Annotated in this window: 25 protein-coding genes; 18 read left to right on the top strand and 7 right to left on the bottom strand. The window is 50.7% G+C overall.

Features of this window, described 5'->3' with window-relative positions:
* Positions 1-177 precede the first annotated feature (177 nt).
* Together PGR23_RS06280 and PGR23_RS06275 are read left to right on the top strand one after the other, a co-directional pair.
* The gene (locus PGR23_RS06280; RefSeq protein ID WP_049060921.1) at positions 178-972 is read left to right on the top strand and encodes a histidine phosphatase family protein; all 795 of its coding nucleotides are present in this window, start codon (positions 178-180) and stop codon (positions 970-972) included.
* 61 nt (positions 973-1033) lie between these two features.
* Positions 1034-2341 carry an OprD family outer membrane porin gene (locus tag PGR23_RS06275; RefSeq protein WP_072251423.1) on the top strand — a complete coding sequence of 436 codons (1308 nt, stop codon included), beginning with the start codon at positions 1034-1036 and terminating at the stop codon, positions 2339-2341.
* Positions 2342-3003: 662 nt separating this feature from the next.
* On the opposite strand, the gene PGR23_RS06270 is transcribed toward PGR23_RS06275, so the two are convergent.
* The 4 genes from PGR23_RS06270 to PGR23_RS06255 all read right to left on the bottom strand — a co-directional run bounded on the left by PGR23_RS06270 (position 3004) and on the right by PGR23_RS06255 (position 9495).
* Positions 3004-4422 (bottom strand): glycoside hydrolase family 1 protein, encoded by a 1419-nt coding sequence (locus tag PGR23_RS06270; RefSeq protein ID WP_396279699.1) that lies wholly within the window; start codon positions 4420-4422, stop codon positions 3004-3006.
* A 48-nt stretch (positions 4423-4470) separates the two neighbouring features.
* Complete coding sequence (locus PGR23_RS06265; protein WP_396279698.1) at positions 4471-6666, bottom strand: CBM35 domain-containing protein; 2196 nt, start codon at positions 6664-6666, stop codon at positions 4471-4473.
* Positions 6667-6677: 11 nt separating this feature from the next.
* Complete coding sequence (locus PGR23_RS06260; protein WP_024908494.1) at positions 6678-8015, bottom strand: maltoporin; 1338 nt, start codon at positions 8013-8015, stop codon at positions 6678-6680.
* A 208-nt stretch (positions 8016-8223) separates the two neighbouring features.
* Positions 8224-9495, bottom strand: a complete 1272-nt coding sequence (locus tag PGR23_RS06255; protein ID WP_047048286.1) for a PTS sugar transporter subunit IIC — start codon at positions 9493-9495, stop codon at positions 8224-8226.
* A 169-nt stretch (positions 9496-9664) separates the two neighbouring features.
* Here PGR23_RS06255 and PGR23_RS06250 point away from each other — a divergent pair, with 169 nt between their 5' ends.
* The 7 genes from PGR23_RS06250 (at position 9665) to PGR23_RS06220 (ending at position 15073) form a co-directional block, all read left to right on the top strand.
* Positions 9665-9976, top strand: a complete 312-nt coding sequence (locus tag PGR23_RS06250) for a PTS sugar transporter subunit IIB (protein WP_015366647.1) — start codon at positions 9665-9667, stop codon at positions 9974-9976.
* Between the two features lie 14 nt (positions 9977-9990).
* Complete coding sequence (locus PGR23_RS06245; protein WP_430915611.1) at positions 9991-11313, top strand: PTS sugar transporter subunit IIC; 1323 nt, start codon at positions 9991-9993, stop codon at positions 11311-11313.
* A gap of 25 nt (positions 11314-11338) precedes the next feature.
* Complete coding sequence (locus PGR23_RS06240) at positions 11339-11653, top strand: PTS lactose/cellobiose transporter subunit IIA (protein WP_047048292.1); 315 nt, start codon at positions 11339-11341, stop codon at positions 11651-11653.
* A 43-nt stretch (positions 11654-11696) separates the two neighbouring features.
* Entirely contained in the window at positions 11697-12602 is a 906-nt protein-coding gene (locus PGR23_RS06235; protein WP_047048294.1) for an ROK family protein, read from the top strand.
* A gap of 77 nt (positions 12603-12679) precedes the next feature.
* Entirely contained in the window at positions 12680-13639 is a 960-nt protein-coding gene (locus PGR23_RS06230) for a LacI family DNA-binding transcriptional regulator (protein ID WP_047048296.1), read from the top strand.
* A gap of 21 nt (positions 13640-13660) precedes the next feature.
* On the top strand, positions 13661-13867 hold the full coding sequence (locus PGR23_RS06225) for a hypothetical protein (protein ID WP_047048299.1): 207 nt from the start codon (positions 13661-13663) through the stop codon (positions 13865-13867).
* Positions 13868-14035: 168 nt separating this feature from the next.
* The gene (locus PGR23_RS06220) at positions 14036-15073 is read left to right on the top strand and encodes an aldo/keto reductase (RefSeq protein ID WP_047048302.1); all 1038 of its coding nucleotides are present in this window, start codon (positions 14036-14038) and stop codon (positions 15071-15073) included.
* A gap of 117 nt (positions 15074-15190) precedes the next feature.
* Here PGR23_RS06220 and PGR23_RS06215 read toward each other — a convergent pair whose 3' ends face one another.
* Complete coding sequence (locus PGR23_RS06215) at positions 15191-16372, bottom strand: aldo/keto reductase (RefSeq protein ID WP_063447152.1); 1182 nt, start codon at positions 16370-16372, stop codon at positions 15191-15193.
* Positions 16373-16418: 46 nt separating this feature from the next.
* Entirely contained in the window at positions 16419-17405 is a 987-nt protein-coding gene (locus PGR23_RS06210) for an aldo/keto reductase (RefSeq protein ID WP_047048305.1), read from the bottom strand.
* Positions 17406-17617: 212 nt separating this feature from the next.
* Between PGR23_RS06210 and PGR23_RS06205 the strand changes: the two genes are divergently transcribed.
* Complete coding sequence (locus tag PGR23_RS06205; RefSeq protein WP_063447076.1) at positions 17618-18526, top strand: LysR family transcriptional regulator; 909 nt, start codon at positions 17618-17620, stop codon at positions 18524-18526.
* A gap of 27 nt (positions 18527-18553) precedes the next feature.
* Here PGR23_RS06205 and PGR23_RS06200 read toward each other — a convergent pair whose 3' ends face one another.
* The gene (locus PGR23_RS06200; protein ID WP_063447077.1) at positions 18554-19453 is read right to left on the bottom strand and encodes a LysR family transcriptional regulator; all 900 of its coding nucleotides are present in this window, start codon (positions 19451-19453) and stop codon (positions 18554-18556) included.
* Between the two features lie 139 nt (positions 19454-19592).
* Here PGR23_RS06200 and PGR23_RS06195 point away from each other — a divergent pair, with 139 nt between their 5' ends.
* The 8 genes from PGR23_RS06195 (at position 19593) to PGR23_RS06160 (ending at position 26087) form a co-directional block, all read left to right on the top strand.
* On the top strand, positions 19593-19898 hold the full coding sequence (locus PGR23_RS06195) for a hypothetical protein (protein WP_045910563.1): 306 nt from the start codon (positions 19593-19595) through the stop codon (positions 19896-19898).
* An 11-nt stretch (positions 19899-19909) separates the two neighbouring features.
* Positions 19910-20599, top strand: coding sequence for a type 1 glutamine amidotransferase domain-containing protein (locus PGR23_RS06190; protein ID WP_063447078.1), 690 nt, complete (start codon positions 19910-19912; stop codon positions 20597-20599).
* Positions 20600-20683: 84 nt separating this feature from the next.
* Positions 20684-21631, top strand: a complete 948-nt coding sequence (locus PGR23_RS06185) for an aldo/keto reductase (protein ID WP_380379184.1) — start codon at positions 20684-20686, stop codon at positions 21629-21631.
* Positions 21632-21733: 102 nt separating this feature from the next.
* On the top strand, positions 21734-22768 hold the full coding sequence (locus PGR23_RS06180) for an amidohydrolase family protein (RefSeq protein WP_063415274.1): 1035 nt from the start codon (positions 21734-21736) through the stop codon (positions 22766-22768).
* Between the two features lie 150 nt (positions 22769-22918).
* Entirely contained in the window at positions 22919-23491 is a 573-nt protein-coding gene (locus PGR23_RS06175; RefSeq protein WP_047048324.1) for an NAD(P)H-dependent oxidoreductase, read from the top strand.
* 2 nt (positions 23492-23493) lie between these two features.
* On the top strand, positions 23494-24513 hold the full coding sequence (locus PGR23_RS06170) for an aldo/keto reductase (RefSeq protein WP_396279697.1): 1020 nt from the start codon (positions 23494-23496) through the stop codon (positions 24511-24513).
* 59 nt (positions 24514-24572) lie between these two features.
* Positions 24573-25268, top strand: a complete 696-nt coding sequence (locus PGR23_RS06165; RefSeq protein WP_193127495.1) for a putative quinol monooxygenase — start codon at positions 24573-24575, stop codon at positions 25266-25268.
* 15 nt (positions 25269-25283) lie between these two features.
* On the top strand, positions 25284-26087 hold the full coding sequence (locus PGR23_RS06160; protein WP_396279696.1) for a carboxymuconolactone decarboxylase family protein: 804 nt from the start codon (positions 25284-25286) through the stop codon (positions 26085-26087).
* Positions 26088-26264 lie beyond the last annotated feature (177 nt).

Genomic DNA, 26264 nt, shown 5'->3' with positions numbered 1-26264 from the left:
TTACATAAATCATCGTTATAGATTAAGTGCAATTCAAAAGCATTAGTGATAGGGTCCGTAATAGCTGGATTGTTACTGTATCAACAGGCAAAACCTACGTTTTCTTCTCCACCTGCATGCCAGGGCGCTGAAGAGTACGTAGGTTTTTTTTTGGCTATAGAAAAGGATTCTTATAAAATGAAAAAATTATTTCTGGGGGCCTTAATGGCTGTTACCGCCGTTACCAGTCCACTGCTGATGGCGAAAAGTAACGATAAAAATGACCAGGAGGTCATCAATATTTATTTTGCGCGTCATGGGAAAACGCTGCTTAATTCGTTTGACCGCGTGCAAGGTTGGATTGATTCCCCATTGACGAAGGATGGGGTGCAGGTTGCTCAATATTTAGGTGAGGGACTCAAAGGGATAAAATTTGATCGTTTTTATTCCAGTGATGCGGGACGGCAGCGCGAAACCATGGCAGTGATTCTTAAACAGGCTGGCGTAACGGATTATCATTTAACCGAAATGACAGGCCTGCGAGAGGCGTTTTTTGGCGGTTTTGAAGGCGGTTATAATGTCGATATGGCCAATGCAGGCGCACACGCACTAGGGATGTCGGACAGTAAAGCGCTTTTTAAGGCGATGAAAGCTGGCACACTTTCGGTAAGCGAAAGCCAGAACGCGCTGGCCAAATCCGATCCTAAACAACTAGCGGAAAACTATGAGCAGGTAAAAGAACGGACACAAGCTGCGCTGGCAACTATTGTAGAAAATGCCCAAAAAGAGGGTGATAAAAATATTCTGGCCATTTCTTCAGGTACCGCGATTCAGATAATGATTTCCGATCTGACGGACGACCCGGCCAAAAATCTGCCATTGTCGAATGCTGCGGTGGTGAAAATCACTTATCACGATGGTAAATACAGTGTGCCAGAAATTGGCACCATGAAATACGTTGAAGCAGGCAAGGTTTCACTAAACCATAAATAATCTGACAGTTTAGTTTTCCGCCATAAATATGCTATGGCGGATCTTTTCTCAGGAAATAAAAATGTTTAAAAATATAACTGCCGCGTTAATAGCGTGCGGGCTGGTTACGCCTGCATGGGCCGCTACAGACGCTATTTTTGAAGATCCTTTTTTTACTGACTCACAGCTCACTGTCTCTGCAAAGAATTATTGGAAATATCTTAAGGAGGAAAATGCCAACCCTAAACATGTACACAACGCCTGGGGACAGGGATTTTCAGCAGAATACCAGTCTGGTTATTTAGCCGATATTATCGGCTTCGACGTATCGTATTATAGCGCGATAAAGTTGGGCGCCAGCGACTATTTCAACTCCCGCGGCGTGCTTTATAACAATGGGACTGGTAACAAAAAAAGCAATGCAGAAGGGTATTCAAAGTTTGGTCAACGTAATGTGAAGCTTAACTACACGCTTTCTGGTGCTCAGCTAAACGCGCGCTGGGGATGGCAGATGCTGAAAAATTATGGCGTTATTTCAACATCTAACAGGCTTTCGCCGACAACGTATTCCGGCGTAAGCAGTGCTTTAAGCTACGGTCCATTTACCATAAGAGGGGCATGGCTTGAAAATTCCATGGACAGAAACTCACCAGATAAAAAGCGATTTCAGACCAATACCGGTGAATATATTAGCCACCTGGCAAGCGGAGAAATGCTCTGGCGGGGACAAAATTTTGATGCACAGTATGCTTATGGTGAGAGCAAAGGCTATCTGCAGCGGCACCTGCTGTTTACGCAGTTTCGACCTGATACGCAGCTAACGATAGGCACTCAGGTATACGGCACCCACGCCATGGAAAGTTACCGTGCAATGCCCGCGAGTAAACGTGATTTTGACAATAATGCCTGGCATTTTGCGTTGGACGCGACCTGGAAAGGTGAACGCTGGAATAGCAAAATGGGCATTGGCTACACCAATGCTAAAAAAGCAGATGAAGTCGGGTTTTATCCACGCCACATGAGCAAAAATTCCCGGGGAACATTTATTTCTATGGCCTACGCTGGCGACGATTACATGCGTGATGGGGAACTGGTGCTGGCGAACATCACCGAATATCGGTTAACGCCTGAATTAGCCGTGGGCCTGGCGGGAAACATCGGGCAATTTAACTATAAGGGGAATCACGTGCGCACCGGGGAAATCAATGCCTTTAGCCGTTGGGTTCCAACGCAGTCCATGTTTAAAAACTTCACCTTTTGGGCAATGTTCGGGCCGGGATGGTCATACAAGACGCAAGGAAAAACGCCAGTCCTTACGGATGGCCATTATACACGTACCAACACGCTGTCTTCGGAAGTCATCATGGAATATCGATTTAAGGTGTTCTGATCGGGATGACATGGCGAGGACGAAGTCGCCCGGGAGCGATGGCGAACGATGAGCCGTGAAAACGCCATGTTGAGAATGATATTGTAGACGCGGACAACGACATAATGATGTTGTTGTTGTCCGCGATGTAATCTGACAGCCGGAGATGATTGTTGGAGAAAGAAAGCGACATGTCTGATTGCGGATATCATGAAGGCTGAATGGCGCTCGTCGCAGACAGAGCAACGATAGATGACCAGTTTGATTGGATAGCTACGAGAACGGAACAAGCACAGGCCAGCAAGAACCACAGTAATGCACAACGTTAAACGCCGTTATCCGCCACGCTCCATGCAAGTGCGCATAATGTATATTATGTTAAATGCAGTCGATTGTTAACTTACTTACTATGGTCCTGTCCTGACGATGTCCGTTATGATCCTCTTTCACGAAATAACAATGACAATATCCAGCGCCGGCAGCGCGAATATTACTCGCTGCCGCGACAGTTTCCCAACTACTCGATTTTAGTTATGGGTGATTCACAAGTTGGATGACTCCCTAATAGCCCGCTCAGTCTATGCCGTGCGGACTATTTTCCTCTTCTAATATAAAATCACGCCGTTAAACATGAATGTCTACACCGTCCGTTCCCCTAAACATCATGCGATAGAACGAGACCATTACTTGTTGCCCTTTATAAACGCTCCGGGCGTAAATCCATTAGAGGCAGCCAACTGTGCAAACCAAAGAGCGTTGCGCTTTATCTGTCGCTCCCCGCTTTCCAGATCCAGTCGCCAGAAACCGTAACGGCGTTTAAAGCTATTTATCCACGACCAGTTATCAATAAATGTCCACTGGTGTACGCCAAAGCAGTTCGCCCCCTCGCTGATGGCGCGATGGAGCTGTTCGAGGTGTTCTTCCATTAATTCGATACGGAAAGTGTCATCAATAACCCCATCAGCCAGAACAGGACCTTCTGACTGGATATCCATGGCGATACCGATTTCAGCCAGATACCACTTCATATTGTCGTAATTATCGCGGATGTTGCAGGCTATATCGTAAATCGCCTGCGGAAAAATCTCGTTATTATCGCGATACGGATTGAAGCGCCCTTCGGGATCGCTGTAGTTCTCGAAGTAATACTCTGGCGTGAAGTAATCAAGTTCATAGGGACATTCGCGCGCTTTAACCCGACGTGGAACATAGTAGTTAACCCCCAGGAAATCTACCCGCGAACTCGTTATCAGATCGACATCCGCTTTTTTTATTTCTGGCAAGCAATCATGGGTTGCGAGGACTTCACATAAATCCTTCGGGAATTCATGCTTAACCAGCGGATCAAGGAAACTGCGATTAAAGAACAGGTCGGCATACCACGCTGCTTTTTTATCCTCGTCGCTATTGTTTCGGGTATACGAGGGAGTCAGATTAAGCACCACGCCTATTTCGCCCGGTAGCTCAAGTTTCCGGTACAGTTGCACCGCTTTTGCATGCGCCAGCATAATGTTAAATGCAACCTGCGCCGCCAGCTTGCCATCTTTTTTACAAGGATAATGGAAATCATAAAGATAGCCGCCTTCGACAGGTACTATCGGCTCATTAAAGGTGATCCAGTATTTGACCTTATGACCAAATAGCTCAAATGCCGTGCGTGCAAACCGTGCGAAAAGATCCGTCACATGGGGTGATTCAAAACCGCCATACTGCTTTTGCAAAATCTCCGGCATATCGAAATGATAAAGATTAATCATTGGCTCAATGCCGCTGGCGATCATCTCATCTAAGTAGTTGTTGTAAAACCGGACGGCTTCCGCGTTTGGGGCGCCAGTTTCAAAATCATCAATCAACCGTGACCACTGAATGGATGTACGAAACGAGTTAAATCCCGTTTGCTTCATTAGCGCAACGTCCTCTTTATATTTGCTGTAGGTTTCACATACTTTCTGCGGACCAATCTGCTGGAAAAAGCGGTTGGGCTGTTCTGCATACCAGCTATCCCAGATAGAACGGTGCGGCTTATGCGCTATGCCTTCCGTCTGAGGACCCGACGCCGCTGCGCCCCAAAAAAAATCTTCCGGAAATTGATACCGATTCATAATGCCTCCTGAATGATAAAAAGCTGCCCCAGAAGGGCAGCCAAATAACTACTCTGCAGTAACTTCAATTGATTGGATGAACATATATCCCCAGTCGCCGGCGAACTTTCCAAAACTGATGGTATTTGCCCCCTCTCTGAACGAAACAGGAACGACTATGGTCTGGCCCTTCTCATCCGTTTGCGGAAACTCAATGCTGACTGGCATCCCATCGTTCACGATGACCGAGTTTTTCTTGCTTCCCCATTTGCCGTTAAATTTCACATGTAGGGCGAATTTACCGTCCCAGGGAGCGTTAACCTGCCAGCTCACGCTGTCTCCGTCACGAGCGAAAGGACCGAGAAAACCGTCTTCTCCGATGGCTAAGGTCTCTTTTTCACTTTTAGTTGAGGTAAGTGTTCCCTTGCTAACATCAAGAGTCCCGCTGCCAAAGCGGCAATAATCTGCCGGTACAGGCCTCACAGCGGGCTTCACGCTGACATTTATCGTTTTGCTGCTTTCCAGCAACCCGTCATCAGCAGTAAAGGTCAATGCATAGTCACCCGGCGCAGAGAACCAGACTCGGGTTTCCTCTTTGCTGCTGTCACAGAAGTGCACGTTATTCTTACCGTTATGACTCCACGCTACGCTGACTTTCGTGTCAGGCAGATTGTCATCCTGCCAGGCCGCATTGAGTTGAACGCCTTTATCGACAGTGGTGGAAAGCATGTCCTGCAGAGTGATAACCGGTGGAAGGTTTTTCTGCATATGCTTCAGGCGAATTACGTTTGAAGGTGCTGACTGACCACTTTCATTCTTAGCGATTACCCGATAGTAGTAAGTCTGGCCGAGCGTCAGGCTGCGATAGTCATCGCGGAAAAGACTCATTTTTGACGGGTTCCATTCATTTTTGCCGTCGGAGATGTCCTTTCCTACGCGTGTCCATGGCCCCTGTGGCTGTGCCGCTCTTTCTACGTCGTAATAACGCCCAACGGGTGACCCCATCCAGTTAATGGCAAAGGGGGAATCGCCCTCGCGCAACCTCGGTGCTTCCGGTACCGGCAGAGCTGGCGCCTTGCTCAGACCAGCCATTTGTGCCGCGGCGGTTCGTACCAGATTGACAACCTCCATCTCCTGGTTCGCTTTCCCCTCATCCGGGAAGCCAGGCAGATGGTAGCTATAGTGCCCGGTATACTCTTTGTGCCAGTAAAAACCGCCATCATGCCGATGACCGCGAAAACCCCAGATAAAGCCACCTGCAGCCTGAGCACCATTGACCTCGGAATGGACAATGGACTGCATGATAGCGTTCAGGTCTTTTTGATCGAGCAGACCGAATTCGCCGACCAGATACACTTTTTTGCCGCCTATCGCCGCAAGATCTTTACGCACCTGCTCGGGATGATTGTTATTGGCATTGGTGTAATAGTGATTGCTGATGATGTCGACGTTCGGATCGCTGAGCGCAAAATCATTCACCTTTTTATAAGTCCCATCGACGATAAGCTGATGGGGTGCCCATTTACGGATCCAGGCTGATGTCTGATGAAGAAAATCGGCGTTAGTGTCCTCCAGTTCATTACCCGTTTCCCACGCCATAATCGCCTTTTCATCGTAGTAGTGGCGTCCCGTAATGGTGTTAGTCCGGGTTATTACCTGACGAATCACGTCCAGATAAGCCTGGAAGGTTTTACTGTCCGTCCGATAAAAATCCTCAGGTTTTTCATGATAAAATGCGGCAAGTTGTTCTCTCCCACCCCACCACCACCAGTGATCGATAAACGGTAGAATCAGGCGAAGCCCCTGCTTATCCGCTTCAGCAATCATGTTGTCATAAACTTTCATTGCCGCTTCATTCAACCGCGGCATGCCGTCAGGCGTTTCCGGTGACAGGATATGCGTTTCACGTCCGCAGGCCGCGTCGTTTTCCTGCTGAACGGATAGCACATACACGCGCTGTGCTTTAGCACCCGTTTGTACCAGGGCTTTAATCCAGTTTTCTTGCTCTTCAGCAGTAGGCCATTTGAAATATTGCCCCCACCCACGCGGATCCGCTTTGCAGGTCCCTCTCGCGTCATCCTCTATACGATGCAGCTCCGGAGCGTGGATCCCGGCAAAGCGAAAGAGCCGATCGCCGTCTTTTAACGCAGCACCATCACGAGTAATAAAATGTTCAAAATGGGATTGTTCCGCCGCCAGCGCTCCCGCGCTTCCCAGCGCGGACAGTAAGGAGACGATCAGAAGTTTTCGAATCGGGAAAGCCATCTCTTATCTCCTCAGAACCAGACTTCAGCCTGTACACCAAAATTCAGCGTATCGGTATCCCCGCTGCGAGAGTATCCCCCCGGGCTAAGGGTACCGGTGCTCCAGTCGTAATTTCTGTCCATCGCATCCGAGACGCCTTTATCCCATTTTGCGTACGTGGCAAAGAAGCGCAGCTGTGGACGACTCCAGAATCCGGAATCAAAGGTGAGCGTCGGCGCAATGGTCACTTTGGTCAGGCCACCCTTCCCTTTGCCGTTTACCCCCATGTAGTTTTTATCATCCAGATATTCGTAACCCACTTCATATTGCATGGCGAAATTCTTCGTTATCTGATGATACGGCCGGATACCCGCGACCCACATGGAGCGTCCCCAGCCGTCATCATCGCTGGTCCACCAACGGTAGTTTTTGTCTTTCTGATAAAACGCAAAGGTCGAAACTTCTACTTCGCCCAGGCTGGCCATACCATCCAAAATCACGCGCCAGGACTGGGTGTCATCTAAGTTTGCCCAACCCCAGCCGTTTTTACCCAGCGAGTCAGCGGCAGCGAGCCCTTTGCCGTACTGGAAAACAATGCGGGAATAGCCACCTGTCAGCCCATAAAAACTGTCGACGTTATACAGCGCCGTCACGCCATAACCTTTTTCAGCAGAAGTGGGATGGTTTTCGTTGCGGTTCATATGGTGGCCAATAAGCTCAACATCCAGCCCGGTGCCGCCGATTTTTTTAAACCAGAGGTTAAGCGAGTAATCGTCAGGGTATCCCTGATCCCCCAGAGCCACGGGATAGGCTTTGGCTTCATCCGTTGTTGAAAACGCATAAACGCCGGCGTCAAAGCGCGCAAAGCCTAAATCCAGGTTATCAAACCCGCCCCCCGTTCCGTTGTACTGAATATACTCCCAGTCGAACTGGTGGCTGGAAAGATTGGAGCTGCTGTAACGTTTACCCGCCCAGAAAGTCATATCCGGCGCAAAATCGAGATTTGATAACTCAGCAAAACCTTCACGGAACTGGGTTTCTTTACCGTCATCGTCGGTACAGTTCCAGTCTGCGGTACATTTTGTTTGATGCGTCAGGTTGGCCTGAACACGGGCGACTGCGCCTGTGTCTGATTTCAGCGTGACCGTCGGGATAAGCTCAATCTTGGTATCTTCTTCGTTCCCCAGACGCCATTTCCCGTCGGGCATCAGTCCCACTGAATCCACCCGGTTACCGTCACTGTTGGCGAGGATCCCTGAGCGCAAATAGCCGTGGAGTGCAAAATCATATTTCTCATCGGCGCTGGCATAGCCGCTGATGACAGTGAGGGTAATCAAGGACAGAGGTATTGATTTAATTAACGTTTGCATAGGTTCCCTTTGAATTTTTATTTTCACGGTTAAACGTGCAGGGGAAATGTAAGGATCAAAAATGGAAATGTACATCCATTAACGGAAAGCGCTTTCCGTCTTTGCCGGATTGAATCACAAATTTGAGATCTTTGAGAATATTTTCGTGATTAAGGTCACGAATTAAGCTTCTGCCCACGAGAAATGGGCAGAAACAGAAAGAGGAGCGTTATTTTTCCAGCTGCATCAGCTGGCGTTCGTGAACCTTAAAGAATGGACGATAAAGCATCCATGCGTTGAAAAAGGCAAACAGGCACATACACATATTCTTCCAGCTACCGTTGGCCGACCATGCTGCACCCAGCGGTGAGGGCATTGACCATGGCAGCATTGCAACGGCCCTGTCGAGGATACCCATTTGCGTCAAATACCAGGCTATACAGGCATTTATCAACGGAACAAAAACAAAGGGCAGTAAAAAAACCGGGTTCATGATGACGGGGAAGCCAAACAATATTGGCTCATTAATATTGAACAGAGAAGGCAAAAGACCAATCTTTCCCACACTCTTCAACTGCCTTGAGCGGCTTCGCATTGCCATAAACACCAGTGGCAACGTTGAGCCGATACCGCCAATCAACAGATAAAAATCCCAGAACCCCTGGAGATAAATATGGGGTAGCACAGCCTCCCCAGCAGCCAGGGCTCGCTGATTTTCAAACAGATAGGTGAGCCAGAACGGGTTCATGATACCCGTTATGATCAGGGCACCGTGTATACCAACAAACCATAAAAGATTACACAGAAACAAGGAGATAAGCACCGCCGTAAGAGTATCCGACGCCACGATAAGTGGACGTAATGCTTCCCCAATCAGTTGCGGCAAAATCTGTCCGGTCGTCTGCAGCATCACGGCATTCATCACGCTGATGGAAAGCATAATCACCAGCAGCGGCATCAGCAGCTGGAAACCATTCCGTGTCATCACCGGCACCTCATCCGGCAAACGAATGCACCACCCTTTATTATAAAAAAACCTTATAATTTCAATCGAATATGCGCTTGAAATGAGGGCAGTAAAAAGTCCCATCCCTCCCAGAAAAACATTCGTCGCGCCATTATCCCGAAAACCGATAAACAGCAGAAAGGCGAGACATCCGGTGAGCCCGCATAACCGTTCCGGTAATTGATATTGCTTGGCAAGGCTGGCACTTGCACCAAATGCAACAATCAACGCCACCAGGCCGAGCGTCAGCTCAAAGGTTGGTAACAGCATCGGACGCAGCAGCAGATAAAAAGATCCGAATCGTGAGGTGCTTGAAATGGCGAACGGTGGAAACAGCATTGGCACCATCAGACTTCCCACGATGACAAAAGGCATTGCAAGAGAAAAGCCGTCTCGCATTGCTGTAATGTGTTGATTCTTAGTGATTATGTTCGCCACCGGCGTGAGGCGTTGCTCTATCAAATCCACAGCAACATTCATCAAATGAATGTTCATAAGTCGACCTTAGTAGTTCTTGAATAGCAGGGATGATCGCGCACATTCATACAAAGTGAAAGGTGCTCTCAAGTGATCGTGGTCACAATTACCTTATCCGTAAACGGAAAGCGCTTTCCGTTTTGTTCCGTGGTGACTATATTCCAGCCATAAATTCAAAGGAGACGTTATGAAAAAAATCATGTTGTGTTGTTCTGCCGGGATGTCTACCAGCCTGCTGGTAAAAAAAATGGTCGATGAAGCGCACAAGCGTGGCCTGGAAGCGGAAATCAAGGCGTATGGCGTTGCCGAATTTGCCGAGCAGGTTGGTCACTACCAGGTGGTATTGCTTGGACCACAGGTGAAGTACATGCAAAGCGATCTACAGAAACAAGCCGATAAATACGGGATCCGCGTTGAGCCAATCAACATGATGGATTACGGCATGCAAAAAGGGGGCGCCGTTCTCGATTTCGCCCTCTCCCTGATAGATAACAAATAACGAAGGGAAACCCTATGAGCTCTCTGTACGCAAAACTAATTCAGGTTATCGAAAAGAAAATTACTCCGATGGCGGGCGCCGTCGGCCAGCAAAAATATGTCACCTCCATTCGTGACGGCTTCATTACCGCTCTGCCGTTCATGATTGTGGGTTCTTTTATGCTGGTATTTATCTTCCCCCCCTTCTCGCCCGACACGTCCTGGGCCTTCGCCAGGGCATGGCTGCAATTCTCGCTTGATCATCGTGATGCACTCATGCTGCCCTTTAACTTCAGCATGGGAATTATGACGATCTTTATTTCCGTCGGGATTGCCGCAAGCCTGGCCAAACACCACGATCTCGATGCACTTACCGCCGGGATGCTCTCTTTAATGGCCTTTTTGCTTGTCGCTGCGCCATTGAAGGACGGGCAGATTTCAACGGCCTACTTCTCCGGTCAGGGGATCTTTACCGCCATTCTGGTGGCTATTTATTCCACGGAACTTTACGCCTTCCTGAAGCGACACAATATTACCATCCGCCTGCCGCCGGAGGTCCCAGCCGGCGTAGCACGCTCGTTTGAGATCCTCATCCCGGTACTGGCAATCGTCATCACGCTGCATCCGCTGAACCTGCTTATTGAAGCGCAACTGGGGATGATTATTCCCGAAGCAATTATGTCGCTGGTGAAACCGCTGGTTGCCGCGTCCGATACACTCCCAGCAGTGCTACTCTCGGTGCTGGTGTGCCAGGTGCTCTGGTTTGCCGGTATCCATGGTGCGCTGATCGTCACCGGTATTATGAACCCTTTCTGGATGGCAAACCTGTCCGTAAACCAGGCGGCAATCGCCGCGGGTGAAGCTATCCCACATATTTACGTTCAGGGTTTCTGGGACCATTACCTGCTAATCGGTGGTGTTGGCTCGACGCTGCCGCTGGCCTTCCTTTTGCTGCGCAGCAAAGCCATCCATTTGCGGACTATTGGGCGAATGGGCGTGGTACCAGGGGTGTTTAACATTAACGAACCCATTCTGTTTGGTGCGCCCATCATTATGAATCCTCTGTTTTTCCTGCCGTTTGTGCTGGTCCCGATGGTCAATGCCACCTTCGCATGGTTTGCACTGGATCTCGATTTAGTCAGCCGTGTGGTGTCGATGACGCCATGGACAACACCTGCACCCATTGGCGCGTCATGGGCAGCCAACTGGAGCTTCAGCCCTGTGATCCTGTGCCTGATATGCATCGTGACATCTGCTGTCATGTACTTCCCCTTCCTGAAGGCCTACGAAAAACAGCTTCTGGAACAAGAGCATGAAAACGCGGTTGAACATGCAGAAGATGCGGCCCAATCCGCCTGAAAGTAGAAAATAGAGGGAAAAAAACATGGAATTAGAAGAACAAGTTATGGGCATCATTATTAACGCGGGTCAGTCGCGCAGCCTGTGTTATGAAGCCCTCGGCTGCGCAAAGCAAGGTGATTTCGAAGCCGCAGATCAACTAATGAAAGAGGCGACTCATTTCGCCCGTGAAGCGCACCTTGTTCAAACCCAGCTCATTGAAGCCGATGAAGGCGAAGGGAAAACCAAAATGACGCTGGTGATGGTGCATGCGCAGGACCACCTGATGACCTCCATTCTGGCCAAGGAGCTGGTGACCGAACTTATTCACATTTACCGTACACGCCAGCAACAGGCATAACGACAGCAGAGAGGCCGCGGCCTCTCTTATGACAGAGGATTGTATGCATTATCTTGGACTGGATATTGGTGGCACAAAAATGGAAGCTGTATTGCTTTCAGCTCAAGGCGATTATCTCTGGCGTAAGCGCCAGCCGACTCAGAAAGAAAGTTACGCTGAATTTATGCTGCATCTGGTGAGCCTTATTGATGATGCCCGCGCGGCTAGCCCGGAACCCTTCACTGTAGGGATCGGTCTGCCAGGCGCAATTGACCCGCAAACGGGGCTCATCAAAAATTGCAATTGCCTGGTTCTTAATGGCCACGATCTGAAAGCCGATCTTGCCACACGCATCCATCAGCCAGTGTGGATTGCCAACGACGCCGATTGTTTTACCCTCTCTGAAGCGGTAGATGGTGCTGGTGCAAAGGCAGACACCGTATTTGGTGTGATTATCGGTACGGGTTGTGGCGGTGGTGTTGCCGTGCGCCAGCATTTGTTACAAGGTCCAAACGCCATTGCCGGTGAATGGGGACACAACCCGCTTCCGGGTTACGCGGCAGCGAGTGACGGTCCCGCTCAGCCCTGCTATTGCGGGAAAGACAACTGTATTGAAACCTTTATTTCCGGTACCGGGTTTGCCCGTCGCTTCCCGGGAAATCTGACCTCTCAGGAAATTATCAACGCCGCAGAACAGGGAGATCCGAAGGCGTGCGAACACTGGCGCCATTTTATTGATGTATTTGCCCGTAGCCTGGCGTCAGTCATCAATATTCTGGATCCCCAGGTCATTGTGTTAGGAGGAGGATTGTCGAATGTCAGCAGAATCTATGATGATCTGCCTGTCGCTATTATTCCTTATCTCTTTTCTGAAACCTGCCATACGCGCATTGTTCCGGCGCGCTTTGGCGATGCCAGCGGCGTACGCGGCGCAGCCTGGCTTCCCCGGCTGAACGCGCACGAAACATAAGCGTCATGACCGGCGACGGGACGATTCTTCGGGAGGGTTATGTTAAGATGATGAAAACTCACCACGCAGAAAACGCTATGCCAACGATTGATGATGTATCTCGATTAGCCAATGTTTCCAGAGCAACGGTTTCCCGCGTGCTGACGGGAACCCGAGGTGTTCGCGAAGAGAGCCGTGAGGCGGTATTGCGGGCCGTTGAAGAACTCAACTACCGCCCAAGCTTCGCCGCGCAAAACCTGGCGAGTCAGTCATCAAGCCATATCGGTGTGGTACTTTCCTCACGTGATGAAAGCAGTGGCGCGCGTATTCTTCCCGCGCTTGCGCGCGCAATGAAAGTGCTGAACAAAACGCTGATCGTCCAGTATGTGGATAATGACTTCGAACATGCAGCTTCGGTAGATGATTTACAACGGCAATGCGCCGCCGTTGTGGTGTTCGGACCAGTTGTACCAGGCAGTGGCGATAACGTGATTTCTTTCGACCGGCCCGTGGTGGATGCGAAAATTCAGGGCTACGATTTCGCATTTGCTACGGAGAGCGCCTGCCGCTACATGATAGGTAAAGGCCATCGCAACATCGCGCTGGTTATCGATAACGAGACGGATGACGCAAGCAAGCGAATGGTTGAAGGTTATCGCAACGTGTTGCAGAATTACTCATTTCCGTTTAATCGCCAGTTGGTATTAACTGCCAATGAGAGTGTCGAACGCGCGCTGTTGACGCTTATTAATAGTCTGAGCAAGTTCTCTTCCATCGTAGTTAAGCGTGATGCTTACGCTGCAGAGGCCATGCGCCTGTTCCGCGAATTTAATATTGCCGTGCCTCAGGAAGTATCCCTCCTCAGTCTTGAGGATTCTCCGTTGGCCACGCAGTTATACCCGCAACTGACCTGTATTTCCTGGCCAATGGAACCCCTCCTGCACCAGTGTGTACAGCGCATTAAAAGCATCGTTGAGGGTCGTCCGCTTCGCGAAACGGAACTGCCACCGATAATTGGTAAGCTTACGCCTCGCCAGTCGGTGCTGGAAATGAGTTAACTATTTTTCAGGAGTGAAGATATGAATGCAGCCCAGCTTTTGTGTTCTCTGGCATTGATTTTGGTCGCATCCTTTCGCATTTTTGCGCAGGAACCAGGGCTCCCGCTGAAGGAACAGATCAATACAGATGAAGGTACAATCTGCGTTTATGAACGCGGGGAACACCGTGAAAAAATTGTTATTCCTGTTGGTCAAGCGTGCCCGAAAACCTCACCCAACAATAATTAATGATGTCAGGGGTGTAGGCGCTGTCCTGGTATGTAAAATCCAATGACGATTACGCCCATCTGTGAAAAAAACTCACAACACCATTCGATGACGCATGCTGGTTCCCTTCATGTCAGTGCAATACCCTGTCACACACAGAATTGCTGGCAATAAAAGAAGGAACACAGAATGAAGTATGTGAATCTGGGTCGTAGCGGTTTGAAAGTCTCCCGTCTTTGCCTCGGTTGTATGAGCTATGGTGAACCTGAACGTCTTCCTCAACCCTGGTCCCTGGATGAAAAGGCGTCACGTCCGCTCATTCGCCAGGCGCTTGAAGCGGGCATTAATTTTTTTGATACCGCGAATATCTACTCGGGCGGAAGTTCTGAAGAGATCACTGGAAAAGCACTGAGAGAAATGGCCAGGCGCGATGAGATCGTTGTGGCGACAAAGGCCTTCTTTCCGTGGCGCAACTCACCCAATACCGGGTTTCTTTCCCGCAAAGCCATTTTTCAGTCTATTGACGATAGCCTGATGCGCTTAGGTATGGATTATGTGGATCTCTTTCAGATTCACCGCTTTGACCACTCCACGCCTGTTGAAGAGACCATGGAGGCTCTGCATGACCTCGTTAAATCAGGAAAAGTACGTTACATCGGCGCATCATCTATGGAAGCCTGGCGCTTTGCAAAAATGCAGCATATGGCAGAGCGTAACGGCTGGACCCGATTTATTACGATGCAACCGCAATACAATCTGCTTTACCGGGAAGAAGAGCGCGAGATGTTGCCCCTGTGTGAAGACCAGGGCGTTGGTGTGATCCCCTGGAGTCCGATGGCACGCGGCAGGCTCACGCGCGACTGGAGTGTCACGTCCCGACGAACGCAAAACGATGCCTTTGCGTTAAAAATGTATGAGAACGCAGCCCTTCTGGATAAGCCCGTTATTGATGTTGTTGCCAGCATTGCTGAAAAGCACCATGTGCCAAGAGCCCATGTTGCAATTGCCTGGTTGCTATCAAAAACGGTCATCACAGCACCGATCATCGGCGCGACGAAACCAGAACATCTTTCCACGGCTATCAGCGCGCTGGACTTTTCACTTAGCGATGACGAAAGCATGGAACTCGAGGCACACTATCTGCCGCACCCCGTCGACGGGATCATCCCCCCACTTCCGGATACGCCACCTTCACTCACGCCGCCTTCAGCAATACAGGACTGTTAATGCCCTGAGCGCGTTATGATTTAGTCCATTCATGTGGTTTATCCCTGACAATAACACAGAGGGAGACATTATCTACAGTCTCCCTGTGACAGTAAGTATAAAGGTGGCCATCACCGTTTAACTTTTATCAAACTGACTTTCGGTAAACGGATCTGCGCGACCGCCCTGCAATGGGATCCTGGCAAGCGCTGCATCGATTTCGCTTAATTCGCTGTCCGTCAACCGGACTTGCGGTGCACCGCTGTTTTCTATTAGGTGCGGATATTGCGTCGTACCCGGGATAGGGACAATCCAGGGCCGCTGCGCCATCACCCAGGCCAGCGCGAACTGAACCGGAGTGGTGTTTTTGCGACGGGCCCACGACTGCGCGAATTCAAGCAGTACCATGTTTTTGGCCAGGGCATCGGGCTGGAAGCGTGGCAGGTTATGCCGCCGATCTGTGCTGTCGAACCGCTGGCTTGGATTGACTGCCCCGGCAAGGAAACTGCGGGCGGTCGGGCAGTAAGGTACGAAACCGATACCCAGCTCTTCGAGTGTTGGAAATATCAGTGTCTCCGGTTCACGCCACCACATGGCATACTCACTCTGCACTGCAGCCACAGGGAGTACCGCATGTGCGCGGCGGATTGTCCTGGCACTGGCTTCCGACAATCCCCAGTGTTTCACTTTACCCTCCTGGATCAACGCCTTCACGGTTTCCGCCACATCCTCAATCGGCACATTCGGATCGGGGCGATGTTGATAAAGCAGATCGATGTGGTCCGTTTTCAGACGCTTTAGCGAACCCTCTACGGCGCGGCGGATATGGTCAGGATGGCTGTTGAGGGAGGTTGGCTTCCCCTCCTCCACGCCGAAACCGAACTTAGTGGCAATCACCACACGATCGCGAACGGGAGCCAGTGCTTCCCCGACAAATTCTTCACTGAGATGAGGGCCATACACCTCGGCAGTATCAAAGAACGTAATGCCTTGTTCGAAGGCGGCCCGGATGAGCGAAACCATGGCTTTACGATCGCGCGGACCACCGCCGTAATACCCCACCATAGGCAGACACCCGAGTCCCATGCTGGAAACCTCCAGCGAGCCGAGTTTACGCGTGGTTAAGGTCTCCTTCTGGACGGGAACAGCATCCGATGGGGCGTTCGACGTGTCCTGACCAGCCGGTTTCGCCATCACTGCACCGCTCCTGCCAAGGGTGGTTGTGGCCAATGCCAGACCGGCTCCGGCGATCAGAAAATTGCGACGATCCTGGGAAGCGGGTACGGAAGCAGAATGCTGGTCATGCATCATCTTGCTCATAAACTGGAACTCCCTATAGCGAAGAAAGGATTCATTAATTTGGTCCTTACCAGGCATAAGCCTGTGGCGCTTCTCCCCCGGGGCCGGGCCAGATTTCGTCGAGACAGCTCATGGTGTCGTCTGATAGCGTGATTGTCGTTGCGTGAAGCGCCTGCTGGAGTTGTTCGACCGTACGAGGCCCGATAAGTGGAGCAGTAACGACAGGATTCTGCAGGAGCCAGGCAAGCGCCACATCGGAAGGGGTTTCGTCGAGGTCCTCACATAATTCTTCGTAGGCTTCCAGCTGTGGACGATACTGTTCGATTAGACGGGAAAACGCGGGTCTTGCACGGCGCCCGCTTGCCATCTTTTTCAGTACGCCGCCAAGCAACCCTCCTGCAAGTGGGCTCCAGGGAATCAGTCCCAGGCCAAAATGGCGGCATGCGGGAATGACCTCCAGCTCAACAGTTCGGGCAGTCAGATTGTAGAGACTTTGCTCAGCAACCAGGCCAAGGGAATGACGGGCCGTAGCAACTGACTGCGCAGTCGCAATGTCCCAGCCCGCGAAATTACTGCTACCGATATAAAGCACTTTTCCCTGCTGAACAAGGAGTTCCATGGCCTGCCAGATCTCTTCCCATGGCGTATAGCGATCGATGTGATGCATCTGATAGACGTCAATATGGTCGGTCTTAAGCCGTCGCAAACTGTCCTCGCAGGCCTTGCGAATATGGTAAGCAGAAAGACGGCGATCGTTCGGACCCGGTCCCATAGGCTGATAGACTTTCGTCGCCAGAACGATACTGTCTCGCCGGCCACCCTGCTGGAGCCAGCGACCAATAATCTCTTCGGACAGCCCCGAGCCTTGCTGGATATCGGGTGATTGCTCAGTGCCATACACGTCTGCTGTATCAATGAAATTTATACCTGCCTCAAGCGCTTCATCCAGAATGCGGGCGCTGGTTTTCTCGTCGGTGACGTCACCAAAATTCATGGTTCCGAGACAAAGGCGGCTGACTTTCAGGCCGGTGCGGCCAAGATGCGTATAGTTCATACACGGCTCCGTTAGGTGAATGTTCCGCCCTGACCGACGGCCAGAGCGCATAATTTTCAAGAATAACGAAGCACAACGTGTTCAGTGAGAGGCGATGAGTGGATGGACTTGTGAAATAAATTCAGCAACGGATTAGCGCTAATCGGTCTATGGTGTATATCATTTCCGTATCAATACATTCGGGCCTTAACGCACAAGGAAAACGATTCTGTATGCAAATAAGCAGAGCTGATGTCGCCGATCTCATTTATTTCATGGCTATTGCACGTCATCGCAGTTTCAGCCGTGCGGCGATTGAATTAGGTGTCAGTGCATCAGCGCTTAGCCATGCCCTGAAGGGACTGGAAACCCGGCTCGGGGTTCGCCTCCTTAATCGCACGACCAAGAGCGTTACACCTACGGCTGCAGGTGAAGAACTGGTTCAGTCTGTACTTCAACCTTTCGACACGATAGAAGGCGCGCTTGAATCGCTTAACCGGTATCGTAATACCCCTACCGGACGTATCCGCATCAATGCTGCCGTTGAAGCGGCCAATCTTATGCTTGCGCCAGTTATGCCCGCGTTTATGGATCGCTATCCCGATATTGAAATCGATATTGTGGCCAGCAACCGTATGGTTGACGTCACTGATGCGGGCTTCGATGCCGGTATCCGCTATGGTGGCACCGTCCCGGAAGACATGGTTGCCCGGCGTTTATCTGCCGATATTCGCTGGGTTATCGCAGCATCCCCCGACTACCTTGAACGCTACGGAACGCCTGAACATCCTGATGATTTATTACACCATCGCTGTATAAGCAATCGTCTCGGCGACGATCGGATTTATCGCTGGGAACTTGAGCGAGACGGCGAAACGTACCAAATCAGTGTGCCTGGCTCTGTGACGGTCAATCAGGCTGAAACGGGCCTTGTGGCCGTATTAGGCGGAGCCGGCCTGATGTATTTTCCGGAGCCTCTTGTTGCACCCTATGTGAAGGATGGACGGCTCCGCCTGGTGCTTACGGAGTGGTCCCCGCTGGAGGAAGGTTTTCATATCTATTATTCAAGCCGCCGGCAACTACCGACCGGGCTTCGCCTTCTGATTGAGTTCATACAGGAAGCCCGGCCGCTGGGGTTGTGAAATAACGCCTCCATACTGAACGAGGCGTTATCGTCCCGTAGCGGATATCAGAAAATCAATCAGGGCCTTCACTCTTTTCGTTTTACCCGCGTTTTTGGGGTAATAGAGATACACTGGCGGGTAGGTTTTCCAGTAGCTCTCCATCACGGGTATAAAGCGCTCCCTGTCCGGCTGTAACTGCAAGATGGGTTCAAACAAACGTCCGATTCCCAGGCCGTTACGGATCCCGTCTGCCATAACGTCAATATCGTTGCTGATTAACTGTCCGGGCATCTCAACCGTCAACTGCTCTCCGCGATCGTTCAGAATCAACGGAAGGATGCGGTTGTTAGTAATAAAACGGTAGCCAATCAGCTTGTGTTGACTGAGGTCAGCCGGCACCTCGGGCATTCCATGCTCGCTGATATAAGCTGCGGATGCATATAACCCTTCACGAAATGGTTTCATTAACGGCCGCGCCACCACCCCACCTTCGAGGATATCGCCAAAACGGATCCCAAGATCAAAACGCTCTTCGATAACATTCACGGTACCGTCGTAAACCGAAATTTCAAGCTGTATACCCGGATATTGCTGACAGAATTTCGCCATTGCAGGCTTAAGAATTAACAGATAGGCAAAACGCGAGAGCGTGATTCGCACGATACCAGAGGGCTCCTGATTCTGGTCGCGAATGCTTTCAAGCGAATTTTCCAGCGACTCCACCGCCGCAGCGGTCTGTTCCAGCAACAGCTGCCCAGTTTCCGTCAGCTCAATACGGCGGGTCGTACGCACAAAAAGCGGATGGCCAATATGATCTTCCAGCAGCTTAAGCGCATTGCTGACGGAGGGAGGCGTAATTTCCAGTTTTCTTGCGGCTGCCGAAATATTGCCCTCACGTGCAATGCTCTGAAAGATCCGTATCTGGTTATACAGGGCGTTATTCATAATGTTTTCCTAAAGCAATCTCCGCCTGATTATTAAGTACAGTCTAAAGATGCTTAAGTCAATGCTCCTCTAATCTTCGTGAAATTCGCCTCTTATACTTTTATCTCTTTCTACAACGACCTGAGTTCAGGAGACTATGATGCGAATTTTATGTCTGGATATCCCCGCACCTGGAGCATCGCTGGAAAAATATGCTCCACACCTTAACGCTGAAGCGCTGCACGCCTGGGGATTGTATAAATCCGGCTTCATCCGCGACATCTACTTCCGTCAGGACAGACCTGGCGTCGCTATTTTTCTTGAATGTGACTCTGTCGATGAAGCGATGAACGTAATGGCCGAATTCCCGCTGGCAAAAGCTGGCTTATTAAGCTTTGAGTGCATTCCGCTTGGCTCCTTTATTAACTGGGAAAATCTCTTTGCCGCTGAATTTAAAAATAAATAGTGAGGCCCGATATGAAACCTGCAGATAAACCCGTGCTGTGTGTCGTTTCCAGTCATCCGATTAAAGGCGCATCCGGTGTACCAACCGGTTTTTTCCTGGCCGAGCTGACGCATCCGCTGAAAGTACTGGAAGATGCCGGACTAAAAACGATGATAGCCAGCATTCGCGGGGGACAGCCGCCGGTGGATGGATTTGACCTCAGTGACTCTGTCAACGCCTGGTTCTGGAACGAAACCGATTTTCAGCAGCGCCTGGCCACAACGCCTGCGTTATCTGAGCTGAACGGTTCCGATTACAGCGCCGTTTTCTTTGCGGGCGGGCATGGAACCATGTGGGATTTCCGCGACAGCCATGATGCCCAGCGTATTATCCGCGAAGTGTATGAAAGTGATGGGATTGTCTCAGCCGTCTGCCACGGGCCTGCGGCACTGGTTGACGCAAAGCTCAGCAGCGGCGAATACCTGGTGAAAGGCAAAAACGTGGCGGCCTTTACCAACAAGGAAGAGGAAGAAGTTCACACTACAGATGTGGTTCCCTACCTGCTTGAGACTGCACTCCGCGAGCATGGCGCGCTTCATCATGAAGCCCCGAACTGGTCTGAAAACGTGGTTACCGACGGACGCCTTATCACGGGGCAGAATCCCGCTTCAGCGCACGGTGTCGGTGTGGCGCTGTTAAATGCCCTCCGCGAGCCAACTTAATTCATTCATCTGTCTTTCATCGTTACTCACCCTCTTTGGCCGGTTTACGTCAGCAACGTTCCGGCCTTTTTTCAGGAGCTGAATATGAAAACTCTTCCTCCAGTCGCGCTCGGCACATGGTCCTGGGGCACCGGCTTCGCCGGTGGCGACACCGTCTTCGGCAATCATCTTTCTGATACTCAGATGGCAGACGTGTTCACCACGGCCATGAGTAAGGGTCTCAACCTCTGGGATACCGCAGCAGTATATGGCATGGGGAGTTCCGAGGCAGCGCTGGGAACATTAGTCCGTCAGTTCCCCCGCGAGGATATGATTTTATCCACCAAATTCACGCCGCAGATTGCGAACGAGCAGTCTGCACAGCCTGTCAGCGATATGCTTGAGGCCAGCCTCGGACGCCTGGGCGTGGACGCGATTGATATCTACTGGATCCATAATCCCCTCGACGTCGAAAAATGGACGCCAGGACTGATCCCACTTTTACAAAGCGGTAAGGTAAAAGGCGTAGGTGTTTCCAACCACAATCTGGCACAAATCAGACGCGCCAATGAAATCCTTAACGCTTCCGGTTATTCCCTCAGTGCAGTACAAAATCACTACAGCCTGCTCTATCGCGCTTCTGAAGAGGCCGGGATCCTTGATTATTGCCGACAAAATAACATCACGTTCTTTGCTTACATGGTCCTGGAGCAAGGCGCGCTCAGTGGTCGTTATGATTCAAATCATCCCATGCCTGCCGGGAGTGACCGGGCCGAAAGTTATAACGCAGTACTGCCGCAGATAGAAAGACTAACCGCCGCCATGAAAAAAATGGGAGCCGAAAGGAATGCCAGCGTGGCACAGATAGCCATCGCATGGGCTATTGCGAAAGGTACCCTTCCCCTCGTTGGTGCGACTAAAGTCCATCACGTTCTGGACGCCGCCTGCGCTTCAGACATCCAGTTACGCGATGAGGAAATCATCCTGCTGGAACAACTCGCCGCAGAGACCAGAGTGGATACACGAGGCGCCTGGGAAAAACCGATGGTGTAAAGCCCGTCCGGAACAGACTGTCATGAATCACATTCACGTATGGACAGTTCCGGGCGATCCTAATCTGTATCACTTTTACTGCTTTGTATGAAGGGTGAGAATATGAAAATCATTTGCCTTGAAGAACATTATCTCGACAGCGAGTTAGGCCGAGCGTGTATGCCTGTTGCGCTTGAGCAGGCGCCTTTCCTTGGCGACTGGGGTAAAACCGTCGCTGATGGTCATAATCCTGACCGAAGCCGGCCGCAGATAGAAAAGAATGCGCTGATAAACGCGAAAGGCGCTGATTTGGGAAGCCGCCGCCTCAGGGATATGGATGAGGCGGGAATTACCCTGCAGATACTCTCTGTGGGCGGATTCCCCCAGCTGGCACCCGAGGATGAAGCGGTAACATTAAATACGGTGGCAAACGATCGCCTTGCCGGGGCGGTAAGAAATCACCCGGATCGCTTCGCGGCATTTGCCACACTTCCCTGGGCACAGCCGGAAGAGGCTGAAAAAGAGCTTGTCCGCGCAGTTGAAGAACTGGGGTTTAAGGGGGCACTTCTGAATGGACGACCCTCTTCATGCTTTCTCGATAATCCTGACTATGACTCCCTACTTTCCCGCTTTAATAAACTGAATGTGCCACTCTATCTTCATCCCGGATTACCGTTTAAAAGCGTGCAACAGGCCTACTTCACGGGCTTCAGCGCAGAGGTCAACGCCCGGCTCTCTATGTTTGGCTGGGGCTGGCATCACGAAGCCGGAATCCATTTGTTACGGCTGATGTTATCGGGCGTATTTGATAAATATCCCCACTTGCAGGTAATCAGTGGCCACTGGGGGGAGATGCTGCCCTTCTGGCTGCAGCGTCTTGATGACAGCCTTCCACTGGCTGCAACGGGTCTGTCACGCACGCTAACGAGAACCTTCCAGGAGCACGTTTACGTTACCCCGTCAGGTATGCTGTCGCTGCCGCACTTCCAGTTTATCTACGCGTTAATGGGGGCAGAAAGGATCCTGTTCTCCGTCGATTATCCCTATCAGACCCTGGACGGTGTAAAAACCTTTATCGACAGTCTGCCCGTCAACAAGGCTGAAAAAGAGGCCATCGCATTTCGCAATGCAGAACGTTTACTGGGCATCACGGCGTAGTTCACGGGTTCGTGATGACCGGTACAATGAGAACAGTCGACCATTATTAGTTTTTGTCTAAAAGTGAATGAGTCTTTACTGCTCTAAAAAAAATAATGGTGTCACTCTATACTGGGTTAAACATTCACCAAATATATTTAACTCATTGAAATGAAAAATATCCTTATTGTTTCAGGTCATCCTGAGCTTACCCATTCCGTCGCCAATGCCACGATCCTTGATGAAGTGGCGACCGCCCTTCCCGATGCTGAAATTCGTCGTCTGGACTGGCTCTATCCGGACGGCAAATTCAATATCGCTGCGGAGCAGGAAAGCCTGCTCAGGGCCGATGTGATTGTCTGGCAGTTTCCTTTTTCCTGGTATGGGCTGCCCGGGTTAATGAAACAATGGCTGGACGAGGTCTTTGTCCACGGCTTCGCGCATGGCTCAACGGCGAAACTGGGCGGTAAAAAGCTGCTCCTCTCCTTCACTACAGGGGCGCCACAGGCGCTCTATACCGCTGACGGTTTCTTTGGCCATGCCATTGAAGAGTATCTTATTCCGTTCGAGACCACGGCAAAACTGTGCAATCTTGAGCTGCTGGCGCCGGTTTATACCTGCGGTATCAGCTATGCCGACCGGGATGCCGACAAAATCGCGCAGCAAAAAACGCTTGCCCGGGAACACGCTTCAAGGCTTGTCGATCTGCTCAATTCCGTCGTGAATAATCCAGAGAGAGAATAACGATGCAGTATACCCGGCTCGGTAAAAGTGACTTACTGGTCTCCCGCATCTGTATGGGATGTATGGGGTTTGGCGACCCGTTAACGGGCCAGCATCGCTGGACGCTGGACGAAACAGCAAGCCGGGACATCATCCGCTACGGTCTCGAAAAGGGTATCAATTTTTACGATACCGCCATCGCCTATCAGAACGGCTCCAGCGAGCGATACGTTGGCCGGGCGCTGCGGGAGATGGCAAAACGCGAGGACGTGGTGCTGGCCACCAAGTTTCTGCCACGAACCGCCGCGCAAATTGCTGCGGGGATCGGCGGAAAAGAGGCAATAGCCCAATCGCTCGACCAGAGCCTGCAGAATCTGGGGATGGACTACATCGACCTCTACATCTACCACATCTGGGATTACAACACCCCAGTTATTGAGGTGCTTGAAGCGCTTCATGCCGCCGTTACTGCGGGCAAAGTGCGCGCTATTGGTATTTCCAATTGCTATGCCTGGCAGCTGGCGAAGGCGAACGCCCTTGCCGAACGCGAAGGGCTGACGCCCTTTGTCTCCGTGCAAAGCCACTACAACCTGATTATGCGTGAAGATGAACGAGAGCTCTTCGGTCTGTGCGCTGAAGATGATATCGCAATGACCCCCTATAGCGCGCTGGCCAGCGGTCGTCTCTCCCGGAAAGAAGGCCACACGCGGCGAGCCACGGAGGATGATTATGCGCGCGGAAAATATGACAGCACGGCTGAACAGGATCGGAGCATTATCGAGCGCGTCGCCGAACTTGCCGAACGGCATCAGGTGTCTATGACGGAAATATCTCTCGCCTGGTTGCTGACAAAAGTCACGTCACCTGTCGTCGGGGCCACAAAAAAAGATCACGTCGATGACGCGGTAAACGCCGTAAATCTACAACTGAATCCGGAGGAAATCCGGTTTCTGGAAGAAACCTACCAGCCGCATGTTCTGACGGGGATCATGGGGCAAAACACGCCGCAAATGAAAGACGTTAAGCAGGTCTGGACGCGGTAGCAAACAGTAATTTCAGTAAAAGGATCATCGTGAAAAAGCCCCTTATGCTTTTAATTTGTATGCTCATAAGCTGCCCTGTCTTTGCAACAAAACTGGACGCGCCGGATAAGGTAGTGATGAATATCTTTGAGCTCGGCGTCAGGCACGATCGGGACAAAGATTTTGCAGACGTAGCCAGACAGACGATTTCCGCTTCGGTTGATCATGAAGCAGGTACGCTGGCGATGTACGCCCTGCACCGCAGCGACAATCCACGTAAGGCATTCATGGTCGAACTCTATGAAAACGAGAGTGCTTACCGCAAACATCTGAATGCCGAACCATACAAGGCATTCGCTGCCCGGGCACCTGACATTATCGATCGGAAAAATAAAATCACTCTGGAGCCCCAGTTTCTGGGGGACAAACACATCATACCGAATGAGCGAACCATTAATAATCTGGTGATCGTCGAGGTAAAGCCTGAATTACAGACCGAATTTAAAAACATCGTCATGCCTGAAATGGCTGAGTCGCTCAAAATAGAGAAAGGGGTGTTAGCCATGTATGCCGCTACAGACTCACAGACTCCGAACCGCTGGTATTTCTATGAGATTTACGCCAGTGAGGAAGCGTATCAACTGCACCGTCAAACGCCACACTTCCGCGACTATCTCAGGCAAACGGCGAATATGAGCGTCAGTAAGGACGCTATCCCGGTAAAACCGGTATTTCTTCGTAACAAAGGCGGAATCAAACAGGATCCGCACCGTTGACCAGTGAGGATTGACATGAAAAGCGTAATTGCAGCGGCGGCCATGTCGCTTGTTATTTCTGATTTTGCTAATGCTGAGGAAACAAGAGGTAAAGTTATGATGAAAATTGAACCTTCAGCGATTTCTGAAGCTGATATTCGTTCTGTTTCACCGGCTCTTGCGCGCTTTGGTCGAGAAGCTATTACTGAAGATCTGTGGACACGCGATGCCCTCTTGCCAAGGGATCGTAGTATGGTGACCGTCGCCATGCTAATTGCCAGAAACCAGCCTGGCGACCTTAAGCACTATATAGACATTGCCCTTGATAATGGCGTTACGCCAGCGGAATTGTCAGAAATCATTACCCATCTGGCGTTCTACTCAGGTTGGCCAAATGCAATGTCAGCCGTCAGCGTGACCAAAGCAGTATTTGAAACTCGTGGCGTCACGGCAGATCCACTTCCTGACGCTTCTCCGGACCTGCTTCCTCTCAACCAGGATGCAGAAAAGCAGCGTTCAGAGACAGTGGAAAAAAATGTTGGCCCAATATCTCCGGGCCTGGTTAAATTCACTGCAGATCCACTGTTCCTGGATCTCTGGGAAAGACCCGCGCTGAAACCCCGCGACAGAAGCCTGATTACGGTCAGCGCCTTAATCGCATCCGGACAGAGCGCGCAGATTGGCTATCACCTCAATAGAGCAATGGATAATGGACTTTCTGTTGAGGAAGCTGGTGAGATCGTTACCCAGGCCGCCTTCTATGCTGGCTGGCCAAACGCATTTACCGCTGCTTCGGTTGTCGGAGAGGTGCTAAACAATCGATCATCGAGTAAAAGGTAACATTACTGAACACTAAAAACTGACGCACATCACAAAATTAGAACGATCAGTTCATGAACCAACAGACGTGACATCGAGTGATTTATGGACAGCGTTTAACACAGTTATGAACCAAAACTGAGTTCATAACTGTGAGTTTGAATCGCCATTTGATTAATATCCATTTAAAACAGTTTG

Origin of the sequence: Klebsiella sp. 141162 (assembly GCF_050600755.1) — a bacterium.
Lineage (GTDB): Bacteria > Pseudomonadota > Gammaproteobacteria > Enterobacterales > Enterobacteriaceae > Klebsiella > Klebsiella aerogenes.
Note: the sequence above shows the minus strand (reverse complement) of the source record. Positions and strands in the feature narration are given on the sequence as shown.